This window comes from Stenotrophomonas sp. GD03777, assembly GCF_029842485.1.
GTDB lineage: Bacteria > Pseudomonadota > Gammaproteobacteria > Xanthomonadales > Xanthomonadaceae > Stenotrophomonas > Stenotrophomonas sepilia.
In genome coordinates this window covers 1-11,461 of record NZ_JAOCGL010000114.1, presented here as the reverse complement: position 1 = coordinate 11,461, position 11,461 = coordinate 1, and the positions used below count along the sequence as shown (strand labels likewise).

General features: G+C 68.4%; 12 protein-coding genes. 6 read left to right on the top strand and 6 right to left on the bottom strand.

Annotated features, from left to right (window positions below):
- The coding region (locus N5E02_RS17965; protein ID WP_279946566.1) for a sulfite reductase subunit alpha at nucleotides 1–1,227 on the top strand (1,227 nt) is incomplete at its 5' end.
- Between the two features lie 92 nt (nucleotides 1,228–1,319).
- Here the strand turns inward: N5E02_RS17965 and N5E02_RS17960 are convergent.
- Nucleotides 1,320–3,860, bottom strand: a complete 2,541-nt coding sequence (locus tag N5E02_RS17960) for a methyl-accepting chemotaxis protein (RefSeq protein ID WP_139727812.1) — start codon at nucleotides 3,858–3,860, stop codon at nucleotides 1,320–1,322.
- A gap of 202 nt (nucleotides 3,861–4,062) precedes the next feature.
- Between N5E02_RS17960 and N5E02_RS17955 the strand changes: the two genes are divergently transcribed.
- Nucleotides 4,063–4,902 carry an arylamine N-acetyltransferase gene (locus N5E02_RS17955; protein WP_005419680.1) on the top strand — a complete coding sequence of 280 codons (840 nt, stop codon included), beginning with the start codon at nucleotides 4,063–4,065 and terminating at the stop codon, nucleotides 4,900–4,902.
- Between the two features lie 270 nt (nucleotides 4,903–5,172).
- Complete coding sequence (locus tag N5E02_RS17950) at nucleotides 5,173–5,889, top strand: ABC transporter substrate-binding protein (RefSeq protein ID WP_061478210.1); 717 nt, start codon at nucleotides 5,173–5,175, stop codon at nucleotides 5,887–5,889.
- Here N5E02_RS17950 and N5E02_RS17945 read toward each other — a convergent pair.
- A complete protein-coding gene (locus N5E02_RS17945; RefSeq protein ID WP_032954576.1) occupies nucleotides 5,873–6,784 on the bottom strand; it encodes a LysR substrate-binding domain-containing protein in 912 nt (303 codons plus the stop codon). The genes N5E02_RS17950 and N5E02_RS17945 overlap by 17 nt on opposite strands.
- A 98-nt stretch (nucleotides 6,785–6,882) precedes the next feature.
- Here N5E02_RS17945 and N5E02_RS17940 point away from each other — a divergent pair, with 98 nt between their 5' ends.
- Entirely contained in the window at nucleotides 6,883–7,026 is a 144-nt protein-coding gene (locus tag N5E02_RS17940; RefSeq protein ID WP_162911598.1) for a hypothetical protein, read from the top strand.
- 7 nt (nucleotides 7,027–7,033) lie between these two features.
- On the opposite strand, the gene N5E02_RS17935 is transcribed toward N5E02_RS17940, so the two are convergent.
- A complete protein-coding gene (locus N5E02_RS17935) occupies nucleotides 7,034–7,600 on the bottom strand; it encodes a GIY-YIG nuclease family protein (protein ID WP_005419685.1) in 567 nt (188 codons plus the stop codon).
- 133 nt (nucleotides 7,601–7,733) lie between these two features.
- Between N5E02_RS17935 and N5E02_RS17930 the strand changes: the two genes are divergently transcribed.
- Entirely contained in the window at nucleotides 7,734–8,516 is a 783-nt protein-coding gene (locus tag N5E02_RS17930; RefSeq protein ID WP_065178822.1) for a D-alanyl-D-alanine carboxypeptidase family protein, read from the top strand.
- 13 nt (nucleotides 8,517–8,529) lie between these two features.
- Here the strand turns inward: N5E02_RS17930 and N5E02_RS17925 are convergent, their stop codons facing one another.
- Both N5E02_RS17925 and N5E02_RS17920 read right to left on the bottom strand, forming a co-directional pair.
- Nucleotides 8,530–9,123: a TetR/AcrR family transcriptional regulator gene (locus N5E02_RS17925; protein ID WP_065178823.1), complete on the bottom strand. Its 594-nt coding sequence runs from the start codon at nucleotides 9,121–9,123 to the stop codon at nucleotides 8,530–8,532.
- Nucleotides 9,124–9,139: 16 nt separating this feature from the next.
- Entirely contained in the window at nucleotides 9,140–9,736 is a 597-nt protein-coding gene (locus tag N5E02_RS17920) for an NAD(P)H-dependent oxidoreductase (RefSeq protein WP_065178824.1), read from the bottom strand.
- A 125-nt stretch (nucleotides 9,737–9,861) separates the two neighbouring features.
- On the opposite strand from N5E02_RS17920, the gene N5E02_RS17915 reads away from it, so the two are divergent.
- Entirely contained in the window at nucleotides 9,862–10,395 is a 534-nt protein-coding gene (locus tag N5E02_RS17915; protein ID WP_005419691.1) for a hypothetical protein, read from the top strand.
- A 33-nt stretch (nucleotides 10,396–10,428) separates the two neighbouring features.
- On the opposite strand, the gene N5E02_RS17910 is transcribed toward N5E02_RS17915, so the two are convergent.
- The gene (locus N5E02_RS17910; protein WP_164093267.1) at nucleotides 10,429–11,256 is read right to left on the bottom strand and encodes an isocitrate lyase/phosphoenolpyruvate mutase family protein; all 828 of its coding nucleotides are present in this window, start codon (nucleotides 11,254–11,256) and stop codon (nucleotides 10,429–10,431) included.
- Between the last annotated feature and the right edge of the window lie 205 nt (nucleotides 11,257–11,461).

Genomic DNA, 11,461 nt, shown 5'->3' with positions numbered 1-11,461 from the left:
TTCGTGCTGAGCACCTTCGGCGACGGCGAGCCGCCCGACGCCGCACGGCGCGCAGCGCGGCAGTTGCTTGCACAAGCGCTGGACCTTTCGGGCCTGCAGTTCGGCCTGCTCGCGCTGGGTGACCGCCAGTACCCGCACTACTGCGGCTTCGGCCGCCGGGTCGATGGCTGGTTGATCGGAAACGGCGCGCGTGCACTGTTCGAGCGCGTCGACGTCGATGCCGCCTCGGTCCCCGCGCTGCGCCGGTGGCAGCAGGAGCTGGGTGCGCTCACCGGCATCGTCACCGATGACAGCGTGCTGCCTGCGGCTACGCAGATGCATGAGTGGCGCCTGCTCGGCCGTGACCGCCTCAACCCTGGCAGCGTCGGCGGAGCGATCTGGCGTATCCGTCTTGCCGCACCGGCCGACGTGCAGTGGCAGGCCGGTGACATCCTGCACATCGCGCCCCGCCACAATGCGCAGCATGCCGGTGCCGTGTTGAAGGCGCATGGGCTGGATCCGCTGCAGCCCTTGCTGGTCGATGGCCATCCGCGCACGCTGCTGGCGCTGGCCAGCGAACGCGAGCTGCCGGAGGCCGATGCCGCGCTGGCAGTGCAGGATGCCTGCCTGTGGCTGGCCGGGCTGCCGCTGCTGCCCAGCCGCGAGTATTCGATCGCCTCCTGCACGGATGATGGCGTGGTGGAGCTGGTGGTGCGGCTGGTGCATGACGCCTCCGGTCGAGCCGGGCTGGGCTCGGGCTGGCTGTCGTTGCATGCGCCGATCGGTGCCGGCATCGTCGCCCGCGTGCATCGCAACCCCGGTTTCCATCGTGTCATTGGCGCGCCGATGGTGCTGATCGGCAACGGCACCGGCATCGCCGGCCTGCGCAGCCTGTTGCGCGAAGCCGCCCGTGCAGGCGAACACGGGCACTGGCTGTTGTTCGGCGAGCGCCAGCGTGCACTCGATTTCCTGTTCGCCGACGAGATCGAAGCGTGGCAGGCCGATGGCCATCTCGCGCGGGTGGACCTGGCGTTCTCGCGCGATGGCGACGGCGGTTATGTGCAGGATCGCCTGCAGGCGGCCACCGGAACGCTGCGCGACTGGATGCGGCGCGGTGCGGTGATCCATGTCTGTGGGTCGTTGCAGGGCATGGCCGAAGGCGTGGATCAGGTGCTGCGAACGGCGCTGGGCGATGAAGCGGTGGAAATGCTGCTGGAAAACGGGCGCTACCGCCGCGACGTGTATTGATTCCTGCCGCCGAACGCTGGTGTGAGCCGAGCATGGGCTCGGCTCTACAGTGTTCCTGCAGCCGATGTAGCGCCGAGCCTACGCTCGGCTGACTAGGCCGCGGCGGCGCGCGCCTGCGGCATCGACTGCAACCGGAACGCGCCCACCGCGTCGGCCAGGGCACGCACCTGGACCTGCATCTGCGCCGTGGAGGCACCGGCCTCTTCCACCAGGCTGGCGTTGCGTTGGGTATTGGCTTCCATCTGCACGATGGTCTGGTTCACCTGTGCGATGCCGGCATGCTGGTCCTGCGACGCACTGCGGATACCCGCCAGCAGCTCGGCCAGCTGCTGCACGCTGCCGACGATCTCGCCCATCGTGGTGCCGGCCTGTTCGGCCTGCTGGTTGCCCTCTCCCACACGCGCCACCGAATCCTCGATCAGGCCCTTGATCTGCTTGGCCGCCTCTGCGCTGCGTTGTGCAAGCAGGCGCACTTCCGCGGCTACCACGGCGAAACTGCGGCCCTGCTCACCGGCACGCGCCGCTTCCACCGCCGCATTCAGCGCCAGGATGTTGGTCTGGAAGGCAATGCCGTCGATCAGCTGGGTAATGTCGCCGATCCGCCGCGATGCCTCGCTGATGCCCTGCATGGTCGCCACCACCTGGCCGACAGCCTCGCCGCCGCGCTGCGCCACCGCAGCCGCACCCTTGACCAGCGCGTCGGCACGGCCTGCGGCATCAGCATTGCGACCGACCGTATCGGTCAGTTCGTGCATGGAAGCGGCGGTCTCTTCCAGGTTGGCGGCCTGCTGCTCGGTGCGCTGAGACAGATCATGATGGCCGGCAACGATCTCGCCAACGCCGGTATCGAGACTGGAGGTGGCGTGCTGGATGCGGGTGACGATGCGGCCCAGCTGCGCGACCGTCGCGTTGGCATCATCGCGCATGCGCGCGAACACGCCCTGCAGCTCACCCTCCATGCGCACGCTGAGGTCACCACGGGCCAGCGCAGCCAGCAATGCCTGCAGGTCACCGAGGTTGGTTTCAAACGTCGCCAGCAGGCGGTTGATGCTGGTCGACAACGTGCGCACGAAGCCCTGCTTGCCCTCCAGCGCGATGCGACCGTGCAGGTCGCCGTGTGCTGCAGCATCGACCAGGGCAGCGACCTCGGTTTCCAGCAGGGTCTCCAGCGCACGACTGCGCCATTCCACCGCTACGCCGAGGAATTGCCCTTCATCGATGACGGGGTTGGCAATCAGCTGGTAACGCGTGCCGGCATGGCCGATCTCGCGCTCTTCGCGCTGGCGCACGCCGGCCAGGCTGGCCAACGCCGGATGCAGGCGTACCGCGTCGCTGCCCACCAGCGCTTCGTTCCGCAGGTCAAGCAGCTGCAGCAATGCCGGGTTGGCGTAGGCGACCTGCCCTTCCGCATCGATCACCATCAAACCGGTCTGTGCACTGTCCAATGCCTGGCGCACCCGGGTGTTGCCGCGCGCCACGGCACGCTCGGTCTCGATACGCGCGCGCAGGCGCTGCTGCATGTCGACCAGGCGCTGCGCCAGCTGGCCGATCTCGTCGTTGGCGTTGTAGACGCGCAGGGTGGTGTCCAAGCGGTCTTCAGCGATGTCGCTGGCGAAGCGCAGGGTGTCCTGGATCGGCTGGCGCACCGCACGCAGCACCAGGACCAGGCTGGTGATCAGCACGCCGGCCACCAGCAGCAGGGTCAGTGCGAACAGCACGCTCATGGTGCGCGCGCCGGCCTGCTGGCGTGCCTGCGCCCCGGCCAGCGCCGCCACCTGTGCCTGCTGGAATGCGGCCAGCGCAGGCGCTACGCCCGCGGCGGTATCCAGCAGCGACTGCGCTTCCACATCCAGGCCGACGCGGGCCGCGGTATACCCCAGCAATGCGGCCTGATACGCATCCATCCCGGTGCGCAGGGTGACCTGCGCATCCGCGGGCAGGCCCGCCAGCGCGAGATCGAACGGCAGCTTTTCTTCGCTGGCGCGGTCGGCGTGGGTGGAATCACCGTCGAGCAGCAGCAGGGCCTCCTGCCGCCGCATCTTCTGCAGGGACAACGCCAGCGCATCCCGCTGCTGCGCATCCACCTGCCCCTGCAGCGTGTCTGCAGCCAGTTGCAGCTGCGCGGCGAGGCCGGCCTCACCACGGCCCATCTCGTCGACCCGTTCGAACAGGGCGGCAACACCCTGCGAGAACGCGTCTGCAGCTTCGGTCAGCGCCTGCAGCGCCTTGCGCCGGCCGGCATCCATCGGCATCGTGCGCAGGGCCTGCAGATCGTCCTGCAGCGCCTTTTGCGTGGCCAGCAGCTGCGCGCGGTCGGCATCATCGAAACTGCGTGCATACTGGATCTGCAGGCGGCGCGCTTCGGCCACCCGCGTGGCCAGGCGCGCGGCCAGATCACTGCCGCGCTGGTAGCTGGCCTGGCTGCGCGCAGCCTGCGTGCTGGCATGCCCGGTCCAGGCAAAGGCGGCGGCAATTGCGACCAGTCCCAGGCCACAGACCCACAAGGTCGCCTTGAGCTTGTTGGCTACGCTCAGCCGATGCGGTTGCAGCCACAGCAGCAGGCCGGAAGACGCCGGGCGCAGCGCCGCAAGCCGCGTGCGCAGGGACCGGAGGTGGGGGACAACGGCCGACATGACAGACTCCAGGCAAAAGGACGCACCTGTATCGGCCGGATTCAAGGCAACTTTAGAACTTTCGTCGTCCTGGCCCAGCGGTGACGGGCGGACGCGGCCTTTGTACCGGGTGCAGGCGACGCTGGCGTGACACGACCAGCGCCCTTGACCTCAACCCCGGTTGGGGGAGCACAGTGGACCTCCCCTCCCGCCCGGTGCCGCCATGACGACGCTCGATGTCCCCCGCTACCTGCAGCGCCTGCAGCTGGATGCCCCGCCACCGCTGACGCTGGCCGGCCTGACCCTGCTGCAGCAGCGTCACAACGCAGTGCTGCCGTTCGAGACCCTCAGCTGCCTGCTGCGCGATGCGGTACCGATCGACCTGGACAGCGTGCAGCGCAAGCTGCTCGACGACCGTCGTGGCGGCTACTGCTTCGAACTCAACGGCGGCCTGCTGGCGCTGCTGCAGGCGCTGGGCTTCGATGCACAGCCATTGAGCGCGCGCGTGCTGCTGGCTGCCCAGGACGGCGAACTGACCGCACGGACCCACCTGCTGCTGCGCGTGCAGGTGGACGGCGATGACTGGCTGGTGGATGCCGGTTTCGGCAGCCTGACCCCGACCGTGCCGCTGCGGCTGCATGATCCGCAGCCGCAGGCCACTCCGCACGAACGCTATCTGCTGCAGCGGCTGCCCGGCGAGGGGGATTTCGTGCTGTCCGCCGAATCCGCTGACGGCTGGCGGGCGATGTACCGTTTTGACCTGCACGTGCCGGCACCGATCGACAACGTGGTGGGCAACTGGTACGTGTGCACCCATCCCGACTCCAGCTTCCCTGGCCAGCTGCGCGCGTCGCTGACCGGGCCGGACTGGCGACGCACCATCGGCAGCGGCAACTACACCGAGTACCGCCCCGGCCAGGCACCGGACAAGCGTCCGCTGCAGGATGTTGCCGACGTGCGCGACGTGCTGCAGCAAGGCTTCGGCATGCAGCTGCCGGACGACCCGCGGCTCGATCCGGCGATCAACGACTGGCTGCAGCGCTCACGCGCCGCGACCTTGTAGAGCCGAGCCCATGCTCGGCTGAGCTTGGGCGGCTGGGCCAACAGCAGCCGAGCGTGGGCTCGGCCACGCGCCAGTCGCCCGCGTCGACCGGTCCGAAGCGCAGCTCAGCCCCCGCTCGCAGTGCACGCTCCAGGCTCACCTCCAAGTCCATGCCCACACCTGCGGCCTCGTCGGCAAACGGAAGGTAGGCCATCCTGCAGTCGTGCAGCATGACACTCCTTGCAGGGCAGCGCTGGCATGCTGGGTGCCCCTTTTCTCGCGGAGTCCTGCATGTCCCTGGCCGATCACCAAAGTGCGCTGGCACCGCAGGGCTTCCTGCGCGTGGCGATCAACCTGGGCAACCCGGTGCTGGCGCAGGGCGATGCGCACTCGCCGCGCGGACCGTCGGTGGAGCTGGCCGCGATATTGGCGCAGCGCCTGGGTGTGCAGGCACGCTTCACCTGTCACGATGCCGCAGCCTCGGTGGTCGCTGCGGCAGGCGAAGACGGCTGGGATCTGGCCTTCCTGGCCATCGATCCGGCACGTGCCGACCGCATCGCCTTCAGTGCTCCGTACGTGGAGATCGAAGGCACCTATCTGGTGCGCGAGGACAGTCCCGCGCAGCAGGTGACCGACCTCGACCGCGAGGGGCTGCGCATCGCGGTGGGCCGCGGTGCAGCCTACGATCTGTTTCTCAGCCGCGAACTGCGCCACGCCACGATCGAACGGGCCGAGACGTCGGCGGCTGCGATCACCCTGTTCGATCTGCAGCGCCTGGATGCCGCCGCCGGCGTGCGCCAGCCGCTGCAAGCATGGGCGCGGGCGCATCCCGGCCACCGCGTGCTGGCCGACCGTTTCACCGCGATCCAGCAGGCGGTGGCGGCGCCGGCATCGCGCCCCGCCGACGCGCTGCAGGCGCTGTTCGAGGAAGTGGAGGCGATCAAGGCCGGCTCGCTGCTGGAGGAGGCATTCGCGCGCGCCGGGCAGGCGGTCACGCTGGTGCGATGAGTGTAGCGTCCGCCATGTGCCGCACGTGTTCGGCAGCCTGCGCGTGCAGCCAGTCGCGGAAGGCAAGAAAGCCGCGGTGGCGGGCCGAACGCTGCGGGTAGACCAGCCAATGCGGCCAGGCGGTTTTCAGGCGCAGGTTGGACAGCGCAACCAGTTGGCCGGAATCCAGCAACAAGCGCGCCCGCGTCACCCGCCCCAGCGCCACGCCCACCCCGTCCAGCGCCGCACGGTGGTGTGCCTCCGAATCATCCAGCACCGCTACGAAGCGCGACGGCGGGGTCTGCCCGCTCAACGCGAACCAGGCCCCCCACGCGCCATCGGGGTCCCCCAGCAGTGGCCACTGGTTCAGTGGCACCCGGTCGATCCCTCCCATGCGTTCGATCAGCGCCGGGCTCGCCATCGGCAGCAGCCACTCGTCGAACAGCGGCTCAACCACCAGGCCCGGCCACTGCCCGCTGCCCAGCCGCAGCGCGGCGTCGAACTGGCGCTGCCGCTCGAAATCAATCAGGCGCTCACTCGACTGCAGGTTGATCTCGATCTGTGGGTGCTCAGCCACGAAGTGACCCAAGCGCGGCACCAGCCACGCCGACGCCATCGACGGCACCGCACTGATCGTCAGCACGTGCTCGGCGCGGGCCGCATAGGGCTGGAAAGCTTCGTTGATCGCATCCAGATGCGGGCCGACCTGGTCGAGCAGGCGCTGCCCCTCCAGGGTGAGGGCGACGCCACGCGGTTGGCGGACCAGCAGTGGCTGCCCGAGCCGCTCTTCCAGCTGGCGCATCTGATGGCTGAGCGCACTGACGGTCAGATTCATCGACGCCGCTGCCCGTGACAGGTTGCCCAGCCGCGCGGCGGCCACGAATCCCTGCAGGGCATGAAGGGGCGGACGGGACATCAGGCTTGAATTCCTCTCAAGGCATGCTTGCGGAAATGTCTCTTTTTGCGCTTCCATGCTGCCCGTATCGTGCAATCCACTCAAGTGGAGGCACGCTCATGAACATCTTCGGCAGCCTGTTGTTCCTGCACGGCCATGTGGCCAACGCCGAGCTGGCACGCCAGCTGGCCAGCCCGTCCACCGCCTCCCCTGCGTGCGCGGCGCAACCGGCCGCGCCGGTTCAGCAGCCGAGGACCCGTTGAACGCGGCTCAACCTGTGTACCAGCGTTGGACGTATTCAGGCAGCCAGGGCATTGGATCGATATCCAGTGCCCGGCAACCGTCGAGCGTGTCACGCAGCACGCCCTCACCGGGGCCACCGGGAATCCGCAGGCCTTCTTCTTCCGGAAGCTGCACCACAGCCCAGTCGTGCAGCCGGTCCATGCGCAGGCGCAGCGCCGCCTGCAGCCATGCCTTCAGCGGGTAACAGCGATAGCCTTGTTCACCCAACGCAGCAATTGCCAGCGACAAGGCCTGGTTGGCACCACGTACCCATTCAGTACGACCCCCAGCCTTGTGCTGGATCGTCATCGGTGCCGGTGCGCGGTGCGCCTTGAACGGCGAACGCAGCTGCAGCTCCAGATCACGTGCATCGCGCTCGCCCTCCGCTTCCACCAGCGCACCGGCATCGAGGTCGAAGAACTCGAACCATCGCCGATGCAATGCGCTGATGCGTCCGAGCGGATCACGTGAAAAGCCGATCTTCGCGTAGTCCTCCCACGCACACGGGAAGACGTAGGTGAAGACACGACCGTCGATGCGGATATCCGATTGCATGTGCGCAGGCTGCCTCGACCCCAGCCCGGGCGCAACCGGGCGTTGCCGTGGACGCTGCAGCGCTCCGGCAGTGCGGCTTCGTGCAGCCGGCACGAACTATTCTTGCTGACCGTCGCTGCCATCTCCGCCCGCCATGCCGTCTGCTGCGCCCGCCCCCCTACCGATTTCGTCCATCACCCTGGAAGCGGCGACCTCCGCGGTGATCCACCAGCACAACGCTGAAACCGCGCGGCAACCGGCATCGCTGACCAAGCTGATGACCGCCTACGCCGCCTATGCGTGCGTCGAAGAGAACGGACGCTCGTGGGACGACCCGGTCACCATCGCCGCCGACGATGTGCATGCCGTGGCCGATGATGAAACGCGCATGGGCCTGGTGCCCGGCGAGACAATCACTCTGGCACGCCTGCTGGAAGGGTTGATGGTGGTTTCCGGCAATGACGCTGCATTGGCGATCGCGCGTCACCTGGACGGATCGCAGGCCGCATTCCTGGAACGCATGAACCGGCACGCACGCCAGCTCGGGCTGCGCAGCACCTGGTTTGCCAGCGTGTCCGGCATCACCACACCGCACCATGTCTCCAGCGCGCGCGACATGGCGGTGCTGGCCGCCCGCCTGTTGAACGACCATCCGCAGATCCTGGCGATCACCGCGCAGCGCGCGTTCGCCCATGGCAGCTTCAACCGCAGCAACCAGAACGCCCTGCTCGGCGAAGACGGCGTGGACGGCTTGAAGACCGGCTACACCCAGGCCGCAGGCTTCTGCCTGGCCGCCACCGCGTGCCGGCCAGTATCCGGGCGGGACCAGCCGGTACGGCTGATCACCGTGGTGTTGGGCTCTGCAAGCCGCGACGCGCGCGACGCACTGGTGCGCGACCAGCTGGCCGCGGGATTCGCCGCCCTGGCCGGCGGCTGACCGCTTGTGCGGCTCAGCGCCGCTTGACCGTCGCCACGATCAGCCGCTGCAGCTCGGCCACGGCACCGGCCTTGTCCAGCGCGCCGGCAGCCACACCCTCTGAAAGGGCTTCAGCCGCACCGAGGATGGCCCAGCGCCCCGCCAGCGACACCGTGCCGTCGGCGGCGAACGGGCCCAGCCAGACCTGGCAGTTGTCGATGAAATCCTGCTGGTAGCGCCGCCGCACCTCATGCAGTTCCGGCGCCCCCACCAGCGCGGCGAGGATGCCTTGCACTTCACTGCCCTGGCTGAGGACGCAGTCGATGTAGCCGGAGGCGATGGCCGCCGCCCGATCGACCAGCTGCGCCCGGGCGCGACCGATGCGCTCGTGGAAGACCACGGTCTGGCGTCCGTCATAGTCATCGTAGAGCGCCGCCAGCAAGCCATTGCGGGTCACGAAGTGATCGTAGGCCACAGGCTTGGTCACGCCCGCCGCTTCGGCCAGCCGCCCCAGCGTCAACGCTCCGGTACCTTCTTCGCGGACCAGTGCCCAGGCCACATCCAGCAACTGGCGGGTGCGTTGCTCCCGGGTCATTCGGCGGCGCGTGGGGGTGGCGTTGGCGGGCATCGGCGGAGCACGGCGATCAGCGCATTGGAACACCAATTTTACGGCCGATCGCCAGCGCGGTCTGTAGATGCGCTTCAGCGGCACCGGTATCGGCGTCCAACAGCAGGTGGGACGACAGCACGCGTGCGCCGCAATAGTCGAAGATGCCCATGTCGATCTGCGTCCTCATTGCCGCGTCGTAGCCACGACGTTCGACCATGGCTGCGTCGGCGCCGCCCAAGCCGACCAGATGCACATTCAGGCGCTGCAGCTTCTTCACCAGCCTGCCCTGCGCATCCTGTGCGTAGGCCCAATCGTTGGTGAACACACGGTCGATCCAGCCTTTCAGCAGCGCCGGGAACGACCACCAGTACAACGGGAACACCAGCACCAGCGTATCGGTGGCATCCAGCCGCGCGTGCTCGGCAGCGACATCGGCCGGTACCGCGCCGGTGCTGCGGAACAACGCCTGGTCCTGCGGGTTGAAGCGCGGATCGAAGCCTTCGGCCATCAGGTCGGCATAGGCCACGGTGTTGCCGGTGTCGGCCGCGGCAATGGCATCACCGATGCGACGCGCCATCGCGTGGGTCAGCGAAACGGGCTCAGGGTGGGCGATGACAATGAGGCTGTGCATGGGGATCTCCAGGAATCGCTACCTACCAATGGTAAGTAGCGATTCCTGGGAAACCAGCGCCACCGGTGGGACGCTGTTTTCGCGTCCAACGTATAGTGCAACGATGCCCTGTGGGACATCCGGACATGGATCGACGCCTGCCCCTGACGATACTGACGCTGCTGCTGTCGCTGTTGCTGCCATCCGCCTTCGCGGGTGAACTCAGTCCCAGTGACGCGAAGGCCCTGCGCGAAGATGTGCGCGCCCTGATGACTGCCTACGCCCGCGGCGACGCGGACTTCCTCATCGAGCGCACGCATCCCAGCCTCAAGCGGCTGGCCGGCGGCGATGAGGCCTTCCAGGCGATCACCCGCGATGCGTTGAAGAAGCAGCACAGCGGCGGCGTGGTGGTCATCAGCGAAGACGTCGGTGTGCCGACCCGGACCTATGCGGCCGGGGAGGAAGAAGTCTGCTTCGTGCCACGCCAATCCCTGGTACGGGTGCGTGAAACCCCGATGCGCAGCACCACGTTCATGGTGGCCGTGCGCCGCATTGGCGGTTCCGGGTGGACGTATCTGGACGGCACGGGGCTGCAGGACAATCCGCGCCTGCTTCGCCAACTGCTGCCAGCGCTGGAACCCGGCGTGATCCTGCCCAAGCGGGAGATCGAGGCGTTGTAGTCGCCGGCCCTTCCCGTCATGCAGGGCGCGGGGCTACTGGAACAACGCGTTCAAGGCAGCCCCGGACGCCGCCTGCTGCAGGCCATTGAAGCGTCCGTCCTGCACGATCGGCTGGGTCGCCTGCATCAGTCCAGCCCACGCGGCACGCGCCAGCGCACCGCCCAGGCTGACCCGGCGAACGCCAAGTGCGGCGATGTCCTGCAGGCTCAGTGCTGTGGGTCCAGCGACCAGCAGGTTCACCGGCTTCGAGCCCGCGGCGGCGACCACCGCACTGATCTGCTCGCGCGTACTGATGCCCGGTGCATACAGCACATCGGCACCGGCCTCGGCGTAGGCACGCAGGCGCCGCAGGGTGTCCTGCAGATCCGGTACGCCCACGAAGAAGTTCTCCGCTCGCCCGACCAGCAGCACGTCGCCGCCCGCGCGGTCGATGGCCGCACGCGCCGCGCGCAATCGCTCGACCGCCTGCTCGATGGGCCTCAGTGGTGCATCGGCCAGGCCGCTGGCGTCCTCGATCGACAACGCCGCGATGCCGGTAGCGAGCGCCGCGGCTACCGCCTCCTCCACCGCCCGTGGCGTAGCGCCGAAACCATCACCGAAGTCGGCATTCAACGGCAACGGGGTCGCCGCCGCCATCAGTCGCAGGTGCTCCAGCGTGGCCTGCAGCGATACCGCGCCGTCCGGCCGCCCCTCACTCCAGGCGCAGCCGGCACTGGTCGTGGCCAGGGCCTGGAAGCCCTGCCGTTGCAGATAGCGCGCACTGCCCACGTCCCACGGATTGGGCAGCACGAAGCATCCTGCTGCATGCAACTGGCGGAAGCTGGCGCGCTTGCGCAGGGTGTCGGCATCAGGCGAGGCCATGGCGGGCTCCGGGGCAGTAGACCTGCACCCTAGCCCGCCGTTCGGTCGCGCTCAAGGCGACGAAGGCAGCCGTGCATGAAGTGATGCCGGCTGCTTATTGGACGCCACCGGCAGCCCTGCCCGAGCGTGGACGCCTGCCCCCACAATGCCGCCACGGAGCCCCTCATGCACCCGGACCCGCATCCCCTCACCGACGCAGGCGACG